General features: G+C 39.2%; 23 protein-coding genes and 1 tRNA gene. 11 read left to right on the top strand and 13 right to left on the bottom strand.

Going from position 1 to position 22,384, the window contains the following annotated elements; all coding sequences use genetic code 11:
- Positions 1-2: 2 nt before the first annotated feature.
- From AC58DT_RS06890 to AC58DT_RS06850, 9 genes are all read right to left on the bottom strand, one after another.
- The gene (locus AC58DT_RS06890) at positions 3-1,457 is read right to left on the bottom strand and encodes an oligosaccharide flippase family protein (RefSeq protein ID WP_497216143.1); all 1,455 of its coding nucleotides are present in this window, start codon (positions 1,455-1,457) and stop codon (positions 3-5) included.
- A 68-nt stretch (positions 1,458-1,525) separates the two neighbouring features.
- Complete coding sequence (locus AC58DT_RS06885) at positions 1,526-1,921, bottom strand: acyl-CoA thioesterase (protein WP_497216142.1); 396 nt, start codon at positions 1,919-1,921, stop codon at positions 1,526-1,528.
- Positions 1,918-3,270 carry a magnesium transporter gene (gene mgtE, locus AC58DT_RS06880; RefSeq protein ID WP_497216141.1) on the bottom strand — a complete coding sequence of 451 codons (1,353 nt, stop codon included), beginning with the start codon at positions 3,268-3,270 and terminating at the stop codon, positions 1,918-1,920. The genes AC58DT_RS06885 and mgtE overlap by 4 nt, the downstream gene beginning before the upstream one ends.
- Positions 3,251-4,042 carry a 16S rRNA (adenine(1518)-N(6)/adenine(1519)-N(6))-dimethyltransferase RsmA gene (gene rsmA / locus AC58DT_RS06875; protein WP_497216140.1) on the bottom strand — a complete coding sequence of 264 codons (792 nt, stop codon included), beginning with the start codon at positions 4,040-4,042 and terminating at the stop codon, positions 3,251-3,253. Before rsmA ends, mgtE begins: the two co-directional genes overlap by 20 nt.
- Complete coding sequence (locus AC58DT_RS06870) at positions 4,042-4,350, bottom strand: DUF4286 family protein (protein ID WP_497216139.1); 309 nt, start codon at positions 4,348-4,350, stop codon at positions 4,042-4,044. The genes rsmA and AC58DT_RS06870 overlap by 1 nt, the downstream gene beginning before the upstream one ends.
- A 95-nt stretch (positions 4,351-4,445) precedes the next feature.
- Entirely contained in the window at positions 4,446-6,308 is a 1,863-nt protein-coding gene (locus AC58DT_RS06865) for a tetratricopeptide repeat protein (RefSeq protein ID WP_497216138.1), read from the bottom strand.
- 86 nt (positions 6,309-6,394) lie between these two features.
- A complete protein-coding gene (locus tag AC58DT_RS06860; protein ID WP_497216137.1) occupies positions 6,395-8,125 on the bottom strand; it encodes a T9SS type A sorting domain-containing protein in 1,731 nt (576 codons plus the stop codon).
- Between the two features lie 210 nt (positions 8,126-8,335).
- Positions 8,336-8,938, bottom strand: a complete 603-nt coding sequence (locus AC58DT_RS06855; protein ID WP_497216136.1) for a hypothetical protein — start codon at positions 8,936-8,938, stop codon at positions 8,336-8,338.
- Between the two features lie 103 nt (positions 8,939-9,041).
- Positions 9,042-9,605, bottom strand: a complete 564-nt coding sequence (locus AC58DT_RS06850) for a DUF3109 family protein (protein ID WP_497216135.1) — start codon at positions 9,603-9,605, stop codon at positions 9,042-9,044.
- A gap of 119 nt (positions 9,606-9,724) precedes the next feature.
- On the opposite strand from AC58DT_RS06850, the gene AC58DT_RS06845 reads away from it, so the two are divergent.
- On the top strand, positions 9,725-10,306 hold the full coding sequence (locus AC58DT_RS06845; RefSeq protein ID WP_497216134.1) for a MarC family protein: 582 nt from the start codon (positions 9,725-9,727) through the stop codon (positions 10,304-10,306).
- Positions 10,307-10,312: 6 nt separating this feature from the next.
- Positions 10,313-10,510, top strand: coding sequence for a hypothetical protein (locus tag AC58DT_RS06840; RefSeq protein ID WP_497216133.1), 198 nt, complete (start codon positions 10,313-10,315; stop codon positions 10,508-10,510).
- Between the two features lie 4 nt (positions 10,511-10,514).
- On the opposite strand, the gene AC58DT_RS06835 is transcribed toward AC58DT_RS06840, so the two are convergent.
- From AC58DT_RS06835 to AC58DT_RS06825, 3 genes are all read right to left on the bottom strand, one after another.
- Entirely contained in the window at positions 10,515-12,119 is a 1,605-nt protein-coding gene (locus AC58DT_RS06835) for a S41 family peptidase (protein ID WP_497216132.1), read from the bottom strand.
- Complete coding sequence (locus AC58DT_RS06830) at positions 12,116-12,550, bottom strand: deoxycytidylate deaminase (protein WP_497216131.1); 435 nt, start codon at positions 12,548-12,550, stop codon at positions 12,116-12,118. Before AC58DT_RS06830 ends, AC58DT_RS06835 begins: the two co-directional genes overlap by 4 nt.
- 154 nt (positions 12,551-12,704) lie before the next feature.
- A complete protein-coding gene (locus tag AC58DT_RS06825) occupies positions 12,705-13,283 on the bottom strand; it encodes a HupE/UreJ family protein (protein WP_497216130.1) in 579 nt (192 codons plus the stop codon).
- 89 nt (positions 13,284-13,372) lie between these two features.
- On the opposite strand from AC58DT_RS06825, the gene AC58DT_RS06820 reads away from it, so the two are divergent.
- Positions 13,373-14,080, top strand: coding sequence for a T9SS type A sorting domain-containing protein (locus AC58DT_RS06820; protein WP_497216129.1), 708 nt, complete (start codon positions 13,373-13,375; stop codon positions 14,078-14,080).
- 32 nt (positions 14,081-14,112) lie between these two features.
- Here the strand turns inward: AC58DT_RS06820 and AC58DT_RS06815 are convergent.
- Positions 14,113-14,194 (bottom strand) — tRNA-Leu (locus tag AC58DT_RS06815).
- A 123-nt stretch (positions 14,195-14,317) separates the two neighbouring features.
- Here AC58DT_RS06815 and AC58DT_RS06810 point away from each other — a divergent pair.
- The 8 genes from AC58DT_RS06810 to AC58DT_RS06775 all read left to right on the top strand — a co-directional run bounded on the left by AC58DT_RS06810 (position 14,318) and on the right by AC58DT_RS06775 (position 22,328).
- On the top strand, positions 14,318-15,256 hold the full coding sequence (locus AC58DT_RS06810) for a ribose-phosphate pyrophosphokinase (RefSeq protein ID WP_497216128.1): 939 nt from the start codon (positions 14,318-14,320) through the stop codon (positions 15,254-15,256).
- A 121-nt stretch (positions 15,257-15,377) separates the two neighbouring features.
- A complete protein-coding gene (locus AC58DT_RS06805; RefSeq protein ID WP_045078882.1) occupies positions 15,378-16,025 on the top strand; it encodes a 50S ribosomal protein L25/general stress protein Ctc in 648 nt (215 codons plus the stop codon).
- 81 nt (positions 16,026-16,106) lie between these two features.
- Complete coding sequence (pth, locus tag AC58DT_RS06800; protein ID WP_497216127.1) at positions 16,107-16,742, top strand: aminoacyl-tRNA hydrolase; 636 nt, start codon at positions 16,107-16,109, stop codon at positions 16,740-16,742.
- A gap of 2 nt (positions 16,743-16,744) precedes the next feature.
- Positions 16,745-17,677: a bifunctional riboflavin kinase/FAD synthetase gene (locus AC58DT_RS06795; protein ID WP_497216126.1), complete on the top strand. Its 933-nt coding sequence runs from the start codon at positions 16,745-16,747 to the stop codon at positions 17,675-17,677.
- On the top strand, positions 17,670-19,013 hold the full coding sequence (locus AC58DT_RS06790) for an HTTM domain-containing protein (RefSeq protein WP_497216125.1): 1,344 nt from the start codon (positions 17,670-17,672) through the stop codon (positions 19,011-19,013). Before AC58DT_RS06795 ends, AC58DT_RS06790 begins: the two co-directional genes overlap by 8 nt.
- 30 nt (positions 19,014-19,043) lie before the next feature.
- A complete protein-coding gene (locus AC58DT_RS06785) occupies positions 19,044-19,283 on the top strand; it encodes a hypothetical protein (protein ID WP_062620038.1) in 240 nt (79 codons plus the stop codon).
- Positions 19,284-19,688: 405 nt separating this feature from the next.
- Positions 19,689-20,960: a serine--tRNA ligase gene (serS, locus tag AC58DT_RS06780; RefSeq protein ID WP_497216124.1), complete on the top strand. Its 1,272-nt coding sequence runs from the start codon at positions 19,689-19,691 to the stop codon at positions 20,958-20,960.
- A gap of 390 nt (positions 20,961-21,350) precedes the next feature.
- Positions 21,351-22,328 carry a ribonucleotide-diphosphate reductase subunit beta gene (locus tag AC58DT_RS06775; protein WP_497216123.1) on the top strand — a complete coding sequence of 326 codons (978 nt, stop codon included), beginning with the start codon at positions 21,351-21,353 and terminating at the stop codon, positions 22,326-22,328.
- The last annotated feature ends 56 nt before the right edge of the window (positions 22,329-22,384 follow it).

The raw sequence follows: 22,384 nt of genomic DNA, 5'->3' as shown, positions 1-22,384 counted from the left end.
AGTTATTTTCGAATTATTTTTAAAAATTCCTTCTTTTCAGAATAGAACATAATTGCTGCAAACACTATTAACAACGCAGTTCCCAGCCAAATATTTCCGTTGAAAACATAAAAGGAAATTGCCGAAAAACCAATGGCCAACAGTAAATAACCGCATATCTTTTTCACTTGGTAAGGAACATCATAATACTTACGGCCGTAAAGATACGAAAGCACCATCATACTGCCATAGGCTGAAAGTGTTGCTATTGCTGACCCCATATAACCTATAATCGGTATCAAAACATAGTTCAGCACGAGCGTAACTATGGCTGCAAAAACCGAAATATATGCGCCAAATTTTGTGCGATCGGTTACTTTGTACCATACGGAAAGGTTGTGGTAAATTCCCAAAAAAAGATTCGCCAAAAGTATAAGCGGGACAATTTTTAAAGCTTCCCAATATTGACTGTTTGGGATTAAAATTCTTTTAAAAATGTCTATATACACTACTACTACCAAAAGAATCAAACATCCCAAAAGCGTAAAATATTTGGTAATGGTAGCATACGTATTTTTTGCGTTTTCGTGGCCGGAATGGTTGAAGAAAAAAGGTTCGATGCCCAAACGGAAGGCCATTACGAAAAGCGTCATAAACATCCCCAATTTGTAGCACGCAGAATAAAGACCCACTTGAACTTCAGCTATATTTTCGGGCAAAAGATATTTCAGAAGAATCCTGTCAAAGGCTTCGTTGATGCTGAATGCAATCCCGGCCACTAGCACTGGAAGGGCGTATTTCATCATCTGTTTCCAAATGGTTTTGCTGAAACCGAAACCTATTTTCATATAAAGCGGCAGCAAAACTAAAAGCGTTACTGCGCTGGCAATTAAGTTTGCAATAAAAACATAAGCCACCTTGTTTTCGGGAAACCAAAGGGAATTCCAATAACTACTGCTTTCTGCAACTTTTGGAAGTATCAGTAAAAAAGATATGTTGAAAGCGAGATTTATAACAACATTGAAGATTTTGATTACTGCATATTTCATTGGTTTTTCATTGGCCCGAAACCAAACAAAGGGTAAAACCACCAAGGCATCCAAAGCAAGAATCAATAAGCCGTAGGTTACGTATTCGGGTTTAAACTCTGAAACCTCTGCGATGTAGTTTCTGAAAAGCAAGGTAATTCCTAAAAAAAATAATGTGGAAACCGTAAGTGAGGTTAGCGTTGTGGATTGTACAATTTTTTGTTGCGAAGCATCTTTTGTTACAAATCTGAAAAAAGCAGTTTCCATTCCGTAACTCAATAAAACATTCCCCAAAATAAGGAAAGCCATTACTGTGGAAAAGATTCCGTATTCCTCGGGCAACAATACTTTTACATAAAGCGGCACCAGAATAACCGCTAATACACGGGGTAGCACGGTGGCCAAACCGTAGATAAAAGTCTGTTTAAAAAGTTTTTTGAAAACGCTCAATGCGATGCGGTTTTATAGCGCAAAAGTATTGAAAATATCGGGGATTGGAGTATTTAATGCAATGGATATTATTGGAAAAGATCGCCTATTTCCTTTGGAATTTTTAAAGGCTTAAAGGTTGTCCCGTCCAAAAAACACCAAAGGGTTTTGGCCTCAACAATGATTTTTCCATCAGTTGGGCGAATTATTTTATAATGGCGCTCACTTTTTACACCGTCATAATTGTCAATCCAAGTTTGCGTTTCAAGCTCTTCGCCCAAAAATGAAGGATTTTTATAGGAAATAAAATGGTTCAGAACTACCCAAACATTCTTTTCCCGCTGTGCTTCCGAAGTTTTTGAAATCCAATGTGCTTCCGCAGCATCGAGGCACCACTGCAGATAGGTTACGTTATTTACGTGGTTTAACCCATCGTTGGCCGAAGCAGGAACAATGAACCGATTTTTAAAAATTTCAGGTTTCAAAATCCAAGGATTAGTTTAGCTATAAGAAAATAGGTTAGAATTCCGAAAACATCATTGCTGGTGGTGATGAACGGGCCCGTAGCAACTGCGGGGTCTATTCCCCTTCGGTCCAAAATAATTGGAATAAAGGTTCCAATCAAGGCTGCCAAAAGAATAACGGAAATTAGTGCAATGCCAATGCTTATGGATTCTAGGTACGTAGTGAAAAATAGAAAGTGGCTGATCACCAAAACTACCAAGGCAATGGCAAGACCGTTAACGAGTGCCAATCCAGATTCGCGGAGCAGTCGCGAAATAATATTTCCTTTAAGCGTATCATTCGCCAAACCCTGTACAACGATGGCGCTGGACTGTACGCCCACGTTACCAGCAGTTGCCTGGATTAGTGGCACGAAAATGAGCAACTTGGGATAGCTTTCTAATATAGTTTGAAAACTTGCAATGATGCTGGCAGCACCAAGCCCGCCGAGCATACCAATTAAAAGCCACGGCAAGCGCGCACGGGTTTGTTTTATTATTCCATCATCGGCCTCTACGTCTTGGCTAATACCCGCTGCCATTTGGTAGTCTTTTTCGGCTTCTTCTTTTATGAAATCTACAATATCGTCAATGGTAATTCTTCCTACCAAAATTCCTTCCTCATCAACAACCGGGATGGCTTCCAAATCGTATTTCTGCATAATCCGGGCTACATCTTCTGCTTCGGTGTGTACGTTTACATAATCCACTTTCGGAATATAAACATCGCTAATGTGAGCCTTTCCAGGTGCTGTAAGCAAATCTTTCAATGAAAGTCTTCCCTTGAGTTTTCCGTGCTTATCAGTAACATAAATAGAGTGTACGCGGGTCACGTTTTCTGCCTGTCGGCGCATCTCCCGTACACAACCTGCTACGGTCCAGGTTTCTTTTACACGCACGAGCTCTTTCGCCATCAAACCACCGGCAGTGTCTTCGTCATAGCGTAAAAGATCAACAATATCTGCGGCGTGGTCTTCATCTTCTATGTGGCCAATTACCTGTTTTTGAACATGGTCATCGAGTTCTGCAATAATATCTGCAGCATCATCGGTGTCCATTTCGTCAAGCTCATCGGCAATTTCAGAAGGGGAAAGATTGTCCAAAATTCGCTCCCGGAAATCATCGTCGAGTTCCATCAGGGCCTCACTGGTCACTTCGCTATCTAAAAGTTTTATAAGATAGGTAGCGTCATCAGTGTCAAGCTCATGAAGGAGTTCCGCAACATCAGCAAAGTGAAAATCATGCAACAGCTCTTTCAGCGCATCGCCATCGTTTGTGGCGATAAGCTGTTCAATCTGCTCGATAAATTCATCAGTCAGTTGAAATTGCATCGTTTTCCAGTTTTTGGGTAAGGGCTATAAATTGCGAAACAGAAAGCTGTTCCGGGCGTTGGCCAAAGATAGCATCTTCTTTTATTTTATCGGAAAGATTGAAGGATTTTAAACTGTTGCGAAGTGTTTTTCTTCGCTGCTGAAAAGCAGTCTTTACAACCTTATAAAGCATTTTTTCATCACAGGGAAGCGTGCAGTTTTCTTTTCTGCGAAGCCGAAGCACGCCACTATCCACTTTTGGAGGCGGATTAAAAACCGATGGCGGCACGGTAAACAGATACTCCGCATCATAAAAGGCTTGTGCCAAAACCGAAAGGATACCGTAGGCTTTGCTGCCTTCTTTTTCGCAGATGCGCTGTGCAACTTCCTTTTGGAACATACCGGTAAACTCTGGAATTTGTTCTTTCCACTCCAGCATTTTAAAAACGATCTGGGTAGATATATTATATGGAAAATTTCCGGTTATAGCGAATTGCTCGTCTCCGAAAAGCTGTGAAACATCGTACTTCAAAAAATCTGCTTCAATGATTTTAAGGTTTTTGTTTGGGTAATTTTCTTCCAAATATGCAATGGACTCCGTATCGAGATCCATCGCGATTACTTCCACATTTTTTTGAATTAAATACTTAGTAAGCACGCCCATTCCGGGACCTATTTCCAAAACATTTTCATAGCCCTCGAGCGTCAATGTATCGCCAATTTTTTCGGCAATGTTTTCATCTTTCAGAAAATGCTGGCCTAAGTGTTTTTTGGCCCGTACTTCTTTTCCCATTAGTGTTCGCTAATAATTTCTAGTTCGGTGCGGAAGGCTACAAACTTCCCTTCAAAAGGTTTGCTTTGTGCACGAAGTTCTGCAGCGTTTTCAGCGTAATATTTTTTTAGGGTTTCTTGGCTGTCGGTAGTGTATTGAACGGAATAGGTGATACCGCCCATTTCCTCTTCAACCACAACACGCGTCATAAGTGCTTTACTAAATTTTCCGGTGGCTAGCATGGCGGGAATGTGTTCTGTTTTCATCCAATCAAGCCAACGCTCGTGAATGGTTTCTTCAATATTTATGGTTACGTTGTATATGTACATTTTCTTAAATTTTCAAAATTCAAGGGCCAAATTTCAATTTGACGACCAGTATGTTTTTAGAATGCCTTTGGAATTTGAAATTTTTATTTTGGTGCTTAATTAATAGCATCCCCGCGCAAAGCACGGTACTTTTTACGCGAATCCACAAAATAAATACTGTCCGCAAAGTTGAAAATAATCGCTTCGTATTGTGCTTTTGCTTTATCGGGCTGGTCTAGCTTTTCTTCGTAAATTTTTGCGAGGCGGTAACGGGCATCATCGGCCAAAATATCTTCATTGTAAAACTCTATAATTTTCAAATAGTTGGTTTCAGCTTTATTATAATCACCTATTTTTTCATAAATTTCTCCTTGCTTCAATAAAGCTTCGTCCTCTATTTTTTCGCCTTTGTGGTTTGTTAAAATATCTTCCAAAAGATCAACAGCTTCGGTGTTTTTATCCTGAAAAGCCAATAGATCTGCTCGTGCATATTTTTTTAGAGCTGTTTGGGTGGAATCTTCCAAGGAATTATCACTAATAAGCAAACTGAGCTGCATGGCATCATTCGCCATCAGTTGTGAAGTAGATTTTTTAAGCACGTCAAGTTGCACTTGTGCCCATTCAAAATCGCCCTTAAAATAACTGGTACGCGCCACTTTATAACGGGCTTCCTGTGCCAAAACATCGCTCTGTACTTTTTTCTGGATTTGGGAATAATAGATTAGGGCTTCATTGAATTTTTCATCAAAAACCAAAATATCTGCCAGCTCCATTTTTACCCGCGCTTCCTGATACGCAGTTAAGTTCTGTTTTGCCAGATTCTTCAGGTTTGCTATGGCGGTTTCTTTTTTATTGTTTTGAAAAGCCAAAAAGTGATTGTAGTCTATTTGCAGCAAATAGGTGTCTCGATTTTGTCCAAATTCATCCAAAAGGCTTTCAAACTTTTTTTCAACTTCAGCATATTGTTTGGTAGTGGCGGTCTTCACTTCCATCTTCATCAAAATTTGATTGCCCTGAAGTTTGTTTTGTGGTGTGAAGGAATTATCGATTATGTAATTTACTATTTCCCTTCCCACTTCATAATCCTCATCTGCTATAGCAATGTAGGCAAGTTCCGTTATTCCGCCAAGGTCTTCGCCTATACGTCTATAAATAGCTTTTTCTTGTATAAATGCTTTTTTGTATTCTTTTTGTTGAATAAACAACCAACTAAGCAATTCATTATAAAGAATATCGGGGTTTTGCTGAGAACGTTGAAGTAATGTTTTTTTGAGAAGCAAATTGGCTTCGTTATTTGGATCTTCAGTTGTGTAAAGGCTAAAATAACGCTGTGCGGCTCCTTTGAAGGCGTTGTTCTTTTCAACTAGCCCTAGATAACTGTCAAACATTTTTTCCAACTTTCCCTGTTCACCATAAATCTGTGCGAGTTGCATGTTGAAATCCAATTTATCGCTGAGCGACATGGCTTTTTCATATGCGGTAACGGCTTCTTCCAAAAGACTATATTTCTCAAAAGTACTGCCTATGTTATAGGAAAAATTAGGGTTTGCCTCAATTGCCTCAATAGCTTTGTTATAGTTTAAAGATGCAAGCTCGGGCTGGTTTTGAAGTGAATAGTTATATCCTAATTCTATATATAGCTGAGGAAAATTTCTGCCGTTGTCCAATTTTTCTTTTATGAGGCGCTCAGCTTCGATGAAGTTTTCAAGTTGCTGGTTGCTTTGCACCATTCCCATAAAATAATCGAGGCGATAGGGGCTTTCTTTGTTCAATTTTTCATAGATGCGTAAGGATTTTTCAAACTGCCCTTGTTCAAAATAATTTTTTGCCAAAGCATCGCTCTGCGCATGGCTTGCCGCGACAGCAAAAAGGAATAGTATAAAAAGAATTTTACGCATGCCGTAAATATAAACAAATGACCCGATAGCCGTAAGGTTCAAAGTAGATTTATCAAAAATAGCGCTGTAACCGCAATGCACGATACTTTTTTAATGTAGCATTTTTAAATGAAAAAAGGGACCGCGATTAAGCCAGTCCCCTCTTTTCAACATTAAACAATCTCCTCTTATTGTTTAATGAATTTGTATGTGGCCGATTGGCCATTTATGGCTAATTTCAATACATAAACTCCTGGTCTAAGTGATGCAACGTTTAGTGTTGCGTCATTTTGATTAGGGGAATCTTCCAATACTTTTTGACCGAGTATGGAATAAATTGAGAGGTGTTCAATTACATTTTTGGATGAAAAGTTCAGAATCTCTTTTGTAGGATTTGGATAAAATTTGAAATCTTCAAAACTGTTTTCACCTACTGAAAGATCAGACTTTGCGTCATAATAAAGCCCGTAACCGTAAGAACCTCCCCCGCTTGTTCCGGCAAAAGCCATACAGGGTAGTTGGTCGTTTGTTTCGGCAATAACAGAGGCAAAGCCATCAAAAACATTCAATCCACTGTCGCCCACTCCTTCAAATGGACCAAAACCAGTGCCGTCGTATTGGAAAGATCGATTTAAATCATCTTCAGAATCATCAATATCATCGCGTACATATGCAGTTTCAATGGTTTCTGTACCTACTTTGCTCATCCACGTATCTATATGTGCAATGTTTGCGTCACTTCCCGCACCTATATAGTTTATGGGTGCGTAGGCAGCGCCATTTTCGCGACGATATGCTTGGCCTGTGTATGAATCTGAACTTCCTGCGGCACGCGAGGAGGTGATTACTAATACTTCATCTGAAGCAAAATCTTTTCTTGCTGCTCTTATTGTTGGGTTCAAACTTTCTGTTGAAGCTCCAGTTGCAAGAGTTTCATTTGCGTCCCACGATGCGGGATCATTGTAGTTTGAATTTGCTGCCGCATATAAATTTCCTGAAGACGCTCCTGTGAAGGTAGTGTAACAGCCACCGTTTAATCCATAAGTGAATTCTACTTGTTGGCCGCAAAGTCCGACAGATATTTCGTCCACCCAATCAAAACCATAACTTCCAGCAGTACTTCTTGCAGAAAATACTTCAGTACAGCTGGTGGTTTTTTCATAAGTTGCAAAAACTCTTTGGGCATTGGTGTTTCCCGGAAAATTGCGATCTACACCAAAATCGGTCACGTCGCTGGCAATTACCTGGGCATCAAAAGCACCAGTTGCCATATTCCAACGCCACACTTGGAAATTTTCGGAATCAGTAACTAAATAGGCCAACAAATACTCATCGCCAGTACCATCCATGCTGATAATCTGCATTTTTCGCATTGCGGCTGTTACGCCTACTTTTTTCCATTCATCAAAGGTTTGGCCGTAATTTGTTGAACGATAAATATATATTGAGTCAAATGTTCCGCCAAAGTCGATAAGATTTTCGTATGCGCCAATATAGATGTCACCGCCTCCAGTAACGTCCATATCTACACCATCAATAAAATCATCCCGTAAAAAGTGGTCTGCGCCCCAATCTTCTGGAATTTCTGGCAGCCCATCTCTTTCTAATAATTGTGTAGGGTAGGAAATGCCATTGTAGGGAAGATTTTCTACTGTTTCGGGCAATCTGTTGGTTACTATCGGCTTGTAGAGTGCCGCTACATTTGGGTCAATTTCCTGCCAAGCATTTTTAATTGCAATACGGTTGGCATTTATTTCTGCAGCCGTTCCATTTTGTTCAAGAACTTTAGCTTGCTCGTACAAAGCTTCAAGTTCCGAGGTTCTTTCAGGAATGATTATACTATTCCCGTTAAAGTCTGACTGTGCTATCCCTGTGATTATACAAAGTGAGCACATTAAAAAAGTAATTACATTTTTCATGATTACGTGTTTTTTAATTAATACTTGTTTATTTCACTTTATAATCGAGGAGTTTACTAATGAGTGATTTAAAAACTTAGGGCAAATCTATGGTAATGTTTCAGCACGGCTTATAATTATTGTACCAAACCCTATAACAGATGTAACATTCATGAAAAAAGCCGAAAACTACTGGGTTTTCGGCTTTATTTCTATTAAAAATAGGGCTTTTTATCCCAATTTCTCAATGTCTAGATCTTCAATAGCGTCCCAAGTTTCGTCCAAATCCATATTGGTTCCGTTTGCTTCCAGATAGAAGCGGTTGCCTTCCATGAGTTGGATCTTACTTTTATTGTTGCCAGTTCGATATTCCTCAATGGCTTTTTTGCCATTTTTGGTAACAGTTCTTCGAGAGCCGTTTTCGTCTTCTTCTTCAAAATCTTGCGACATTACCATCCGAATACCCATTGTTGCTGCTGCCCCTACTTGGCCAGCGCCATCTATAATACTTATGGAAAATTTTTTCGATTTGTCTTCATTGGCATAGGTGGCTTCAATAGATGAAATGTTCATCATTCCTGCTTGACCTGCCTTGTAGCTTATACGGTTCATGCCTTCTACTTTTTCCGGAAGCCAAGATTTTAATTCTTCATTTGTTAATGGCGTAGTTTCTTGAAGGTCTTTTATGTCTTCCTGCATATTGGTCATTTCCTGAACTGCATTGGTAGAATTGGAAACAGCATCCTTGGTTTCCTTAATTTTTTTGCTCACGGGATTATCCTTACAGCTTATCAAAACCGAAAAAACAAATAAGGCCAGTACATACTTTTTCATAATTGAAAATTTTAGTTAGTGAATAATTTGTTGAATTATAGCACTAATATAATCAATATCAGTAAAATAAGCAGCGATTAAAAAGAAGAAGATGTTTTAAGGACTACATTTCTGAAGCCACTTTTTCAAGCTCTGCGTACCAATTTTCGCCAAACTTTCGGATAAGGGCCGTTTTCACAAACTTATAAACCGGTACTTTGAGTTCCTTGCCTAAGGAACAAGCATCATCGCAAATGGGCCAGCGGTGATAATTTATAGCGGCAAATTCACTGTAATCCTGAACACGGACTGGGTAGAGGTGACAGGAAATCGGTTTTCTGAAATCAATCGTTCCCGCATTAAAAGCGTCTTCAATACCGCAACTGGCTATACCTCTGTCAGTAAAAGTAACGTAGGCACATTCCTTTCCGTCTACCAATGGGGTTTCCAATTCGTCAAGTTCTGTTTTGATGTGTGTGCCTTGTTGTTCAATGGCGGCAATCCCTTCTGGTCGAAGGAAAGGTTTCACTTTGGGGTATATTTCCTGAAGAATTGCGACTTCTTCTTCAGTGACAGGAGCACCCGCTTCGCCTTCAATACAACACGCTCCCTTGCAAGCATTGAGGTTGCAGACAAAATCTTTTTCGATAATGTCTTCAGAAACGATTGTTTTTCCCAGTTGAAACATGCGGCAAATATAGTTTCTTTACTTATTTTACGTAGTGGAAATTATACTTTTATTAACGATAGATAAAGTTAGGGCATCCATTTTAATTGTCTAATTTTGCGCCCTCAAAAAAAAAGGTGATGGTTTTAAATTTTAAGGAAATAGTTACGGCCACTATGGTTCTCTTTGCAGTTATAGATATAATAGGGAATATTCCTATTATAATTGGGCTGCGCGAAAAGGCAGGTCATATTAACTCGGGCAAAGCTTCTGTAATTGCCGCGATAGTGATGATTGTTTTTCTTTTTTTAGGAGAAAGCATTTTAAAATTGATTGGCGTTAACGTGAATGAATTTGCGGTAGCGGGCGCGCTTATACTTTTCTTTATTGCCTTAGAAATGATTCTGGGCGTCACACTTTTTAAGGAAGGCGATACCAGTCCAGATTTGGCTTCTATATTTCCTTTGGCCTTCCCGCTATTGGCAGGGCCAGGAAGTTTGACCACGTTGCTTTCGTTGCGCGCGGAATATGCCATTCAAAATATTATTGTTGCAATATTGGTGAATATTGTAATCATTTTTGTAGTTCTTAAAACATCAGGCAGGTTACAACGTTTTCTTGGAAAGAACGGAATTGCGGTAATCCAAAAAATATTTGGTGTAATTTTGCTGGCGATTGCAGTGAAACTTTTTACATCAAATATTCAAGAATTGTTTAATTAATTTATAATGAAAATACTTATTTACATTTTGATAGCCTTAGCCGCAGGACTGGTAATTTTTAATGCAACTAAATTAGATTTCAGTAATTTATTTGAAGGCGACAGTGCCGTGGCAACAATTAGTATTTTGGCAGGTCTTTGCGCAATTTTATTACTGGGTATTTTGCTTGTGTCCAAAATTATCGCTGCCCGGGCTAAAAAGTAGTTCGTTAATTTTTTTCCAAATGGTTGTTGGTCTCCAATTCCAAAACTTTTAGGAGCATTGGGTCATTTTCGTTAAGAATAATTTCATACTCATTTGGACCAAAAAGCTGCTGGGCAATGTTTGCCTTCAGTGTTCTCTTCAAATCTTCGGTGTAATTTGAAAGATCTATCTGTGCTTCGTTGAACTTTGCGTACTCAATAAATTCTTTTGAAAGCTTTTCGTCAACGATAAAGGATTTTCTGAAATCTTCAAATTTCCTGCCTTTAAAAATAGCTCGGTTTTTTTCGAGGTATTCAAAAATGAAATAACTCATAAAGCCACTTCTGGAAACATATTGAAGGGTTTCATTTTCAACGCTTGTGTCTTTCGGAACAAAAACATCAGGTATAATCCCGCCACCGCCATAAACCACTTTCCCTTTCGGGGTTTTGTGTTTTAAGGAATCGGCCACTTTTATGCTATCAGCGTGTATTAGTTCACCATTTCGGTAACGTTTTTCGTAATCGCTATAATAGGTGTCGTTACCATTACCATAAGGACGCTGGATAGAGCGCCCGGTAGGTGTGTAGTAGCGTGCAATTGTTAATCGCACCGCGCTTCCATCGCCGAGGGACATTTCGCGCTGTACTAATCCTTTTCCGAAAGAGCGGCGGCCAATAATTGTTCCTTTGTCGTTATCCTGTAATGCGCCGGCTACAATTTCACTGGCCGAGGCCGAATTTTCATTGATTAAAACGTAAAGTTTTCCGTGTTCAAAATCACCACGGCGGGTTGCATAGGTTTTATTAATATCGCCACTTTTATTTTTTGTGATGAGGATTAATTTGTCATCACCCAAAAATTCATCTACCACACGCTCTGCAGTTGAAATATAACCACCGGGATTGTTGCGGAGATCCAAAACCAATTTTTTGATGCCTTGGTCTTTAAGTTTATCCAGCGCAGTTTCAAATTCCTTAAAAGTTGTTTCGGAAAAACGGTTGATTTTTATGTAGCCCAAATCATCGTCCAATTTATACGAAGCATCCACACTTACTAGTGGCACTTGCTTTCTTCGCACCTTTAGTTCTAAAACTTTCTTCTCGCTGGGTCGATAAACATCCAAAGCCACTTTGCTGTTTATTTCGCCTTTTAGATAATTGGAGATGCTATCGCGATTTACCAATTCACCAAAAAGTTTTTTGCCGTCGGCATATAGAATTCTATCGCCTCCCTTAATGCCGGCCTTTTCTGCTGGGCCGCCTTCAATGGAACGGATTACGGCTATGGTATCTTTATAGATGTAAAAACTAACCCCAATACCTGTAAAAGCTCCGCGCATATCATCGGCATTGTGCTGGTACTCGCTTTTGGGAATATACACCGAATGTGGGTCGAGGTTTTCAAGAATTCCGTTTACGGTAACGTCCACAATACTGTCTGTGTTTACTTTATCTACATATTCGTAATCTATATAATCTATGAGCCTATTGAGTTTGTCTTTTTTTGAACTTGTGGCAAAGATTTTTTCTGTGTCGTCGTTAAAATTGAGTTTTGACCCAATAAAAACACCTGCGGCCAGCGCCAGTCCAATCAACAAAGGCAAGTATTTTTTTTGATTTCCCATCATTCTAAATCCAAATCTGCAAGATGTTGTATGCTTACTCCGGCTTTTTCAAGAAAGGCGATGCCAGAGTTGTCTTTATATTCGTTTAAATAAACCATTCTTTTTATACCAGCTTGGTGTATTAATTTACTGCACTCCTTGCAGGGCGACATTGTTATGTAAAGCGTTGCTCCCTGGCAGGCTTGGGTACTTGAAGCTACTTTTAAGATTGCGTTTGCTTCTGCGTGAAGCACATACCATTTGGTATAACCTTCCTCGTCTTCGCAAATATTTTCAAAACCTGTGGGTGTGCCGTTATAACCATCACTGATTATCATTTTATCTTTAACAATAAGCGCGCCAACCTGTCTTCGTTTGCAATAAGAAAGTTTGCTCCACTCTTGGGCCATCCGTAGATACGCAATATCGTATTTGCGTTGTTTGCTGTCTTTCATACTCTTAAATAGACAACGAAATTACTTGGAAGTTACACCACTGCCAAATAAAATGTTGTTAAGTTATTGCCAAATGAGTTAATGAAGATATGCGCTGAAAAGTTTATTAGAGATTTTTTCTAAAAAATTACTCTTTATTGTTTCTAATAAAATTTTAGAAAATCCAATTGTCGATTAGCATTGGGATAATCATTCCTATAACCAAAGAAGACACCACCAAAACCCAATCGCGTTTATTGAAGCGGAAGATGGTTTGGAAGATAAATGCGATGATTAAAATAATGATTACAACAATAATTTGCGCGGTTTCAATACCGAGGGCAAATTCCAGTAATGGCAAAATGCCGCTTCCGCTGTCCAATGCGGTGAAAAAAGAGGCAAAACCAAGCCCGTGGATCAACCCGAAGAAAATTGTAACGATATAGAAAATGCCCATTTTCTCCACTTTCTTTTCTTTCCCGGCAGTGAAAAGATTAAAAAGCGCCGTAACCAAAATTGTGACTGGAATTAAAAATTCAATAAGCTTTCCTGAAACAGTTACCACATTATAGCTTGCCAACAGCAATGAAATTGTGTGGCCAATGGTGAACATAGTCACCAAAAGCAATAACCTTTTCCAGGAGGAAAAAGTATAGGCTGCACAGAGCACAATTAAAAAGAGAACGTGATCGTAAGCTTTCCAATCCAATACGTGGTGGAGGCCAAGGTTAAAATACAACCAGAAATCAGACATTGGGGATATTGGGTTTTCAGGGTTTGCCCAAATATAGTGATTGTGGGGAAGATTTCATATATTTAATTAAATTTCTAAATATTTCAATTATGAAGAAAGTCACGCTTATATTTTTAACAATTTTTGCAGTGCTTCAATCGTTTGCGCAAAATCCAGACCCCGAACTTTTTAAAACATGGAATCTTTACAAAATGGAATTTGATTTTGGAGGCCCACTTTACATTGAAGATATTGACCCTCCAATACACCCTACATTAACTATTTTTGAAGATTTATCTTTTGAGGGTTTTGGAGCCTGCAATTCCTTTTCAGGGAATTTTCTATACGATGAAATATTAGATAAATTGAGACCGTATAATTATTCTGATACTACGGAAGACTGTGAAACAGAATTTCACGATGATTTTGAATTGTATTATTTTGAATACTTTTCGCTGAATCAAGCACATTTCTATGGTATAGAAATTTCTTCTTCAGACAATCTCCAACATTTGTATTTTGGGCAGGGTCAGTTAGGATATTGGCTGGATTTCATTGCTGGAGAGCCACTATCCATTAAAGACAATAATTCCGAAAAATTCAAGCTCTACCCAAACCCAGCTTCCGATCAACTGTTTATAAAATCCGAAGATGCCAAAATTATAAAAACAATAGTTTATTCAGTATCGGGGAAAAGAATTATGGAAATTGTGCCAGCAAATGAAAGTATCAATATAGCCGTCTTGGCTAAGGGGATGTACTTTCTCGAAATAACCACTTCAGAAGGTAAAAGTGTGGAAAAATTCATAAAAAAATAAAACCCCAACATTTCTGTTGAGGTTTTTATTTGTACTCGAGGTGGGAATCGAACCCACACTCCCGAAAGAACTGGATTTTGAATCCAGCGCGTCTACCAATTCCGCCACTCGAGCAAACGGGAGGCAAAAATAAACAATTATTTATAATTTACTTAAAATTTTATCCAGCTATTTTTTTAAAAATCGCTAACTATTAATTTTTACCTTTACAGCCTCAATAAACCAAAACCAAAAGTTATGTCAACTGCCATCCCAGAACCAAAGATTTTTGCCTGCAAACAAAGTGAGGTGCTCGCGCAAGATATTGCAGAAGCCTTCGGTATTCCGTTGGGAAAAGTTATTACTGCGCATTATAGCGATGGCGAATTTCAACCTTCTTTTGAAGAGTCTGTTCGCGGTAGCCGCGTTTTTTTGATTGGCTCCACCTTTCCAAACAGCGACCATTTAATGGAGCTTTTGTTGATGATTGATGCCGCAAAAAGAGCTTCCGCCCGTCACATTACTGCCGTTTTGCCATATTTCGGTTGGGCGCGTCAAGATCGAAAAGATAAGCCGCGTGTTCCTATTGCCGCAAAACTGGTCGCCAAAATGCTGGAAACTGCGGGGGCGACGCGTATAATTACAATGGATCTCCACGCAGATCAAATTCAAGGATTTTTCGAAAAGCCAGTTGATCACCTTTTTGCCTCAACTATATTTCTTCCCTATTTAAGAAGTTTGAAATTAGACAATCTTACTATCGCTTCCCCAGATATGGGCGGTTCAAAACGGGCATATGCGTATTCAAAATTTCTGGAAAGCGACGTAGTTATTTGCTACAAGCAGCGGGAGAAAGCGAACGTTATTTCGCACATGGAACTTATTGGCGATGTAAAAGGCAAAAATGTTGTTTTGGTTGATGATATGGTTGATACCGCCGGAACCCTTACTACTGCTGCCGATTTGATGATGGAGCGCGGTGCGCTTAGTGTTCGTGCGGTTTGTACCCATCCGCTTCTATCAGGAAATGCTTATGAACGGATTGAAAAATCGCAATTGTTGGAGCTTATTGTTTCGGATTCTATACCAACAAAACCAAGCGATAAAATTAGAGTAATCAGCTGTGCCAAATTATTTGCAGATGTTATGCTGAGCGTCAATGCCAACAAGTCTATAAGCGGCAAGTTTTTAATGTAAATTTCTTCACACGGAAAAAATCAAATTTCCTAAACCGATAATCCAAAATAAAATTTATCTTTGCACTCCCTAAAAAACAGCTTTTTAGGGAGTTTTTTAATAAATAAACAATTCAAACAAAATGAAATCTATTACAATTAAAGGATCACAAAGAGAAAGCGTGGGCAAAAAGGCAACGAAAGCCCTACGTAATGCTGGAATGGTTCCTTGCGTAGTTTACGGAGGGGATGAGCCAATTAGCTTTTCAGCAGAAGAAATTGCATTTAAAGACTTGGTTTACACTCCAGACGTACACACGGTTGTAATCAACCTAGGAGGCACAAAAATTAACGCCATCCTTCAGGATATACAATTTCACCCAGTGACGGACCGTATTCTTCACATCGATTTTTACCAGATTTTTGATGATAAGGAAGTAACTATGGAAATTCCTGTACGTACCGTTGGTAACTCCCGCGGTGTTCGTAACGGTGGGGTTTTACGTATTGTTAACCGTAAGCTTCGTGTGAAGGCTTTGCCAGAAAATCTACCGGATTTTATTGAGGCAGACATTACCGAAATGCGTATTGGTAACAAAATGTACACAAAGTCACTTAAAACTGACAATTACAAAATCATGCACCCAGATAACACCGTTATCTGCCAGGTTAGAACTTCACGTACTGCTATTGTGGACGAAGTTGAAGAAGAAGATGAAACTGCTGAAGGTGCAGAAGGAGAGGAAGTTCCAGCTACAGAAACCGATGATGTTGCTGCAGTAAAGGAATAAATTTCTTTTTAAGAAGATTACCCAAAAGCATCTCGTTAATTCGGGGTGCTTTTTTTATTTTTACCGAAGATTGACAGCAGTATGTTTTCATTTTTCAAAAATCTTTTTTCGACAAAAACTGTCGATACTATTTCAGAAGAAACAGATCCAATGAAGAAATTCCTTATTGTGGGCCTTGGCAATATTGGTCCAAAATACGCAAACACCCGCCACAACATCGGTTTTAAAGTGGTCGATTTTTATGCCGAAAAAAATTCACTTATGTGGGAAACGGCAAAATTGGGCGACGTTACTTCGCATAAAGTAAAAGGAAGAACGCTCATATTTCTGAAGCCGAGCACGTATATGAATTTAAGCGGAAAGGCCGTAAATTACTGGCTTGAAAAAGAAAAAATCCCTTTGGAAAATACGCTGGTGATTACGGACGATTTAAATTTGGCCTTTGGAGCCATTCGCATAAAAACCAAAGGCAGCGACGGCGGACACAACGGGTTGAAGGATATTCAGAATACGCTGCACACCACCAATTACAACCGTTTCCGTTTCGGGATAAGCGATGCTTTCTCAAAAGGGAGACAGGTAGATTACGTTTTGGGCGAATGGGAAGCCGAAGAGGAGAAACAACTGCCCGAGCGGCTGGAGTTAAGCTGTAAAATTATTGAATCCTTTGCCCTCGCGGGAATGAATATTACGATGAACACATATAACGGCAAATAATTTTGAAGAAATATCCATCAGCTTCCGCATATAAAAATTCCCGCCAAAGTGTGGTCACAATCGGCACTTTTGACGGCGTGCATATTGGCCACAAAGCCATTTTGAAGCGTTTGGTAGAAACCGCAAAAAAGGAAAATCTGGATTCCGTGGTGCTTACTTTTTTCCCGCACCCGCGGATGGTGCTTCAGCAAAATGTGGACATCAAACTTATAAATACTATTGACGAACGCACCGAATTGCTTGAAAACACAGGGCTGGACCATTTGGTTATCCATCCGTTTACCCACGCTTTTTCACGATTGACCGCTTTGGAATACGTGCGTGATATTTTGGTAAATAGTTTAAAGGCGAAAAAAATCATCATCGGTTACGACCACCGCTTCGGAAGAAACCGCAATGCCGATATCGAGGATTTAAAGGAATTTGGAAAAACCTATAATTTTGAAGTAGAGGAAATTTCAGCAAAGGAAATTGACGATGTTGCAGTAAGTTCCACAAAAATCCGAAAAGCCTTGAACGAAGGCGATATTGAAACGGCCAACAATTATTTGGGGTATAACTTTATGATTTCGGGCGAAGTGGTTAAAGGAAAAGCCATTGGCCGAACTATAAATTACCCCACTGCAAATCTGAAATTGAAGGAAAAATACAAACTCGTTCCCAAAAACGGCGTTTATATTGTGCAGTCCACAATTGAAGGCGAAAAAATCTTCGGAATCACCAGTATCGGTACCAACCCCACCGTTGGCGGAACCGAAAAAACAATCGAAACACATTTTCTCAATTTCAACAAAGACCTTTACGGAAAGGAAATAACCATTGCGTTTTTAAAATACATTCGCAACGAGGAAACGTTTGATTCGATGGAAATTCTAAAGCGGGAAATTGAAAAGGACGAAACCTTCGCAAAGCAATTTTTAAAAGACCGTGAATAAATTTCTTTTCAAACAAATTGACAATATTGGTTTGGTCCTTTTTAGGGCCGTTTTTGGTCTTTTGATAACCATCGAGGCTTTTGGTGCAATAGCTACTGGTTGGCTGAGACGAACATTGGTTGAGCCACCATACACTTTCAACTTTATCGGCTTCGATTTTTTGCAAAATCTACAAGGGCCCGGAATGTACTATTACTTCGTGATAATGGGTATTTTCGGGATTTTTGTGATGCTTGGTTTTAAGTATAGGTTCAGCATGATAGCCTATGCGCTAATGTGGACGTGCGTATATTTAATGCAGAAAAGCAGCTACAATAACCATTATTACCTAATGATGCTGCTGTGCTGGATTATGGCCTTTCTTCCCGCCAACCGATGGTTTTCAGTGGACGCAAGGCTAAATCCTGAAATTAAATCACCTTCCATGCCGCGTTGGGTGCTGTTGATTTTGATTTTGCAGGTATGGATTGTTTATACCTACGCTTCAGTTGCAAAATTATACCCCAATTGGCTAGATGCCTCCATGCCAGCATTGCTGATGGAGGGTAAAAAACATTACTGGCTTATTGGCGATTTTTTACAGCAAAACTGGGTGCATTGGGCCATTGCCTATACAGGCATCTTTTTTGACTTGCTAATCGTGCCATTGATGCTTTGGAAACGCACACGATTATTGGGATTTGTAATTTCTGTGTTTTTTCATCTCTTCAACTCAATTGTATTTCAAATAGGCATCTTTCCTTATATGTCCATTGCTTTTGCGCTTTTTTTCTTTTCTCCGGGAATACTCCAAAAACGGTTTCTTCCGAAGAAAAAATTATATACGGGCAATGCGGTAATCGTGCCGAAATATAAAAACCTGTTGCTTGCGGTTTTTGGGATTTATTTTGCCTTTCAAATAGGTTTGCCGCTGCGGCATTGGTTCTTTAAGGACGATGTGCTTTGGACCGAAGAAGGCCACAGGCTTAGCTGGCGAATGATGCTCCGTTCCAAAAGCGGAAGTCTTACGGTGTGGGTAAAAAACAAGCCTGACGGTGAAAAGAAGCGGTACAATTATAGTGACCTTTTGGGTCCCAAGCAACAAGGCTCCGTCGCTACAAAGCCAGATGTTATGTGGCAACTTGCCCAAAAAATAAAAGCAGTGGAAGCTAAAAAAGGGCGTGATGTGGCTGTGTATATGGAAGCTTCCGTTCGCGTAAATCACGGTAAATATCACCCTTTTACCGATCCAACCGTAGATTTGGCCGCCGAGCCTTGGCATCCCTTTAAGCATAGTGAATGGATTTTGCCCTCGCCAGAGGATTATAATGAAAAGCCAAAACCAAACTCAAACTAAATTTCATTATCTTTAAATAAAAAAGGAATCATGGATATTCAATTGGAAAAATACAAGTTGGTTGAATGGTTAATCCAACAAAATAGTGAAGAAGTTATTGAGAAATTGAAGAATTTCAAGGAATCATTTTCTAAAGATACTGACTGGAATTATGATATTTCTGAAACCGAAAAGCTTTTTGTTGAGGCTGGATTAAAAGATATTAAGGAAGGAAATGTTTTTACAAATGAAGAAGTAATTCTTGAGATTAATGAAAAGTATGGCCTGTAAAAATGGAAATAGTTTGGTCAAAACTTGCGCTTATTACGTATAAAGAAATTTTTGAAAATCTTCAATTTCGGTGGACGAAAAAAGAAATGAGAAAATTCAGGGATTTGACCCAAAGTCTGCTGCAGAAAATTGCAACTCAACAAATAACGTGTCCTGTAGTAAATGAAAAACTAAGTATCCGAAAAGCTGTCGTGCATAAAGTCGTGCATAAAAATGTTTCGTTTTATTATCGCGAAGACATTTCTGCCCAAAAAAATTTACATCATTACCTTTTTCAATAATAGAATGAATCCCAAAACCTTAAAAAAACTTTTAAGGGAATAGATTTTAATCATAAAATAAGACCCCAAAGTGTTTGAAAACCTTTGGGGTCTGTTGTAACTTAGCGGCTTCAAAAATCAGAACATGCTACAAGTAACCGACATCCGCGAAAACAAAGAAAAGTACATAAAAGCACTGGCCAAACGCGGCATAGATGCTGCTTCCGTTTTGGAGGAAGTTTTAAATGTGGATGAAGAACGCCGCTCTTCGCAAGCGCAGCTGGATGAGGTTTTGGCACAGAGCAATTCCTATTCAAAGGAAATCGGGAAACTTTTTCAAAGTGGCGAAGTCCAAAAAGCAAATGAACTAAAAGAGAAAACTGTTGAACTGAAGGAGTCCTCAAAACAACTGAACGAGCAAATGCTTGCCGCTGCCGAAAAATTGCAGCAATTGCTTTATACGCTTCCAAACATTCCGAATGATTTGGTGCCTGCCGGAACCGATGAAAACGACAACGAAGAAGTTTTCAAAGAAGGCGAAATTCCAAAACTTGTTGATGGCGCAATGCCGCATTGGGAGCTTGCAAAAAAATATGATTTGATTGATTTTGAGCTCGGCGTAAAAATTACGGGCGCAGGTTTTCCTGTTTACAAAGGGAAGGGGGCGCGTCTGCAACGGGCGTTGATTGCCTACTTTTTGGATAAAAATACAAAAGCCGGTTATACCGAATATCAAGTGCCGCATTTGGTGAACGAAGCTTCGGGCTATGGCACGGGCCAACTTCCTGACAAGGAAGGGCAGATGTACCACGTGGGCATTGACGATCTTTATTTAATCCCTACCGCTGAGGTTCCCGTAACAAATATGTTCCGTGGCGATTTGCTGAACCATTCCGAATTGCCAATTACCTGCACAGGCTATACTCCCTGTTTCCGTCGCGAGGCAGGAAGCTACGGCGCGCATGTTCGAGGGTTGAACCGTTTGCACCAATTTGATAAGGTGGAAATCGTCCGCATCGAGCATCCTGATAATTCCTACCAAGCTTTGGACGGAATGGTAGAGCACGTAAAAAATATTCTTCGCGAATTGAAATTGCCATACCGAATTCTTCGCCTTTGCGGCGGCGATTTGGGCTTTACTTCAGCATTGACGTATGATTTTGAAGTATTTTCAACCGCGCAGGACCGTTGGCTGGAAATTTCCTCAGTTTCAAATTTTGAAACCTTTCAAGCCAATAGGTTAAAACTTCGCTTTAAAGACAAAGACGGTAAAAACAAACTTGCGCACACCTTAAACGGAAGCGCTCTGGCATTGCCGCGCGTTCTGGCGGGCATTCTTGAAAACTATCAAACCGAGGATGGAATAAAAATCCCGGAGGTTTTGGTGCCGTATTGCGGGTTTGATTTTATTAAATAATTCTTTCCGCAAAGAATGAACGAATTTAATGAATGGTAGAGCGCAGTCGCGAACTATCTCTATTTGGATTTTTACAATATTTGTGTATTTGTTGCTCCATTTTCCTCATAAACGTAGTCTTTTGGTGCTTTCAGTATTTTCAAAAAAAATGGAGTTATTGTTTTCATTTTTTGTAAACTTTTCTATTCGTCAAGCCCATTAAAAAATATATAATAGTCTTATTAATAGAATGTTATAAAAAGGGATTTAATTTTTTTTGTAAACTTTTTATTTTTTATGTTGAAAACTTTGTTAAAAAAGACAAAACAATTCACCTGAAATAACCTTTTAATTTCTTCATATTTGTTAGTCCCGAGTAACGACAAATTTTAATCTAAAAACAAAGGACATATGAGTGCAATTGAACCAATTTTACAGGAAAATAAAAACAGATTCGTAATATTCCCGATCCAACACCACGACATTTGGGATTGGTATAAAAAAAGCGAAGCCAGTTTTTGGACAGCCGAGGAAATTGATTTGCACCAAGACCTTACCGATTGGAATTCAAAATTGAATGACGACGAGCGTTATTTTATAAAACACATTTTGGCATTTTTTGCAGCTTCCGATGGAATTGTGAATGAAAACCTTGCCGAAAATTTCGTAAACGAAGTACAATACAGTGAAGCCAAATTTTTCTATGGTTTCCAGATAATGATGGAGAACATTCACAGTGAAACCTATTCTCTTTTGATCGATACGTACGTAAAGGATGAAAAGGAAAAAGACCAACTTTTCAACGCCATTGAAACTTTTCCGGCGATTAAAAAGAAAGCCGATTGGGCATTAAAATGGATTGAAAGTGATTCGTTCGCGGAGCGTTTAATTGCATTTGCAGCAGTTGAGGGTATTTTCTTTTCAGGAGCTTTCTGCTCTATTTTTTGGTTGAAAAAGCGCGGCTTGATGCCAGGGCTTACCTTTTCAAACGAATTGATTTCGCGCGACGAAGGCGTTCACTGCGACTTTGCCGTTCATCTTCACAACCACCACTTGGTGAACAAAGTTTCTAAAGAGCGCATCCGCGAGATAATTGTTGACGCTTTAAACATTGAGCGCGAATTTATTACAGAATCGCTACCTGCAAGTTTGATTGGGATGAATTCAAAATTGATGACGCAATACCTTGAATTTGTAACCGACAGGCTTTTGGTGGAATTGGAATGCGAAAAGGAATACAACGTTACGAACCCATTTGATTTTATGGATATGATTTCGCTTCAAGGGAAAACCAATTTCTTCGAAAAACGCGTAGGCGAATACCAAAAAGCTGGGGTTACCAACAAAGACAAGGAATCAAACAAAATCAGTTTCGACGCGGATTTTTAGAAAGCAATAGCTTTCCCACAAATATATTATTTCAAAATGTAAAAGTTGAATGTGTG

The sequence above is a fragment of the Aequorivita sp. CRS11 genome (assembly GCF_059693805.1).
The sequence above is the reverse complement of the archived record's forward strand: the minus strand, read 5'-3'. Positions and strand labels throughout refer to the sequence as shown.

Bases quoted from the DNA above. Each gene is read 5' to 3' on its own strand.
- mgtE (WP_497216141.1), bottom strand. From the start codon at position 3,270: ATGCAATTTCAACTGACTGATGAATTTATCGAGCAGATTGAACAGCTT.
- AC58DT_RS06870 (WP_497216139.1), bottom strand. From the start codon at position 4,350: ATGTACATATACAACGTAACCATAAATATTGAAGAAACCATTCACGAG.
- AC58DT_RS06775 (WP_497216123.1), top strand. From the start codon at position 21,351: ATGAGTGCAATTGAACCAATTTTACAGGAAAATAAAAACAGATTCGTA.
- AC58DT_RS06810 (WP_497216128.1), top strand. From the start codon at position 14,318: ATGTCAACTGCCATCCCAGAACCAAAGATTTTTGCCTGCAAACAAAGT.
- AC58DT_RS06850 (WP_497216135.1), bottom strand. From the start codon at position 9,605: ATGTTTCAACTGGGAAAAACAATCGTTTCTGAAGACATTATCGAAAAA.
- AC58DT_RS06845 (WP_497216134.1), top strand. From the start codon at position 9,725: ATGGTTTTAAATTTTAAGGAAATAGTTACGGCCACTATGGTTCTCTTT.
- AC58DT_RS06835 (WP_497216132.1), bottom strand. From the start codon at position 12,119: ATGATGGGAAATCAAAAAAAATACTTGCCTTTGTTGATTGGACTGGCG.
- AC58DT_RS06820 (WP_497216129.1), top strand. From the start codon at position 13,373: ATGAAGAAAGTCACGCTTATATTTTTAACAATTTTTGCAGTGCTTCAA.
- AC58DT_RS06855 (WP_497216136.1), bottom strand. From the start codon at position 8,938: ATGAAAAAGTATGTACTGGCCTTATTTGTTTTTTCGGTTTTGATAAGC.
- AC58DT_RS06785 (WP_062620038.1), top strand. From the start codon at position 19,044: ATGGATATTCAATTGGAAAAATACAAGTTGGTTGAATGGTTAATCCAA.
- AC58DT_RS06825 (WP_497216130.1), bottom strand. From the start codon at position 13,283: ATGTCTGATTTCTGGTTGTATTTTAACCTTGGCCTCCACCACGTATTG.
- pth (WP_497216127.1), top strand. From the start codon at position 16,107: ATGTTTTCATTTTTCAAAAATCTTTTTTCGACAAAAACTGTCGATACT.
- serS (WP_497216124.1), top strand. From the start codon at position 19,689: ATGCTACAAGTAACCGACATCCGCGAAAACAAAGAAAAGTACATAAAA.
- AC58DT_RS06860 (WP_497216137.1), bottom strand. From the start codon at position 8,125: ATGAAAAATGTAATTACTTTTTTAATGTGCTCACTTTGTATAATCACA.
- AC58DT_RS06840 (WP_497216133.1), top strand. From the start codon at position 10,313: ATGAAAATACTTATTTACATTTTGATAGCCTTAGCCGCAGGACTGGTA.
- AC58DT_RS06830 (WP_497216131.1), bottom strand. From the start codon at position 12,550: ATGAAAGACAGCAAACAACGCAAATACGATATTGCGTATCTACGGATG.
- AC58DT_RS06805 (WP_045078882.1), top strand. From the start codon at position 15,378: ATGAAATCTATTACAATTAAAGGATCACAAAGAGAAAGCGTGGGCAAA.
- rsmA (WP_497216140.1), bottom strand. From the start codon at position 4,042: ATGGGAAAAGAAGTACGGGCCAAAAAACACTTAGGCCAGCATTTTCTG.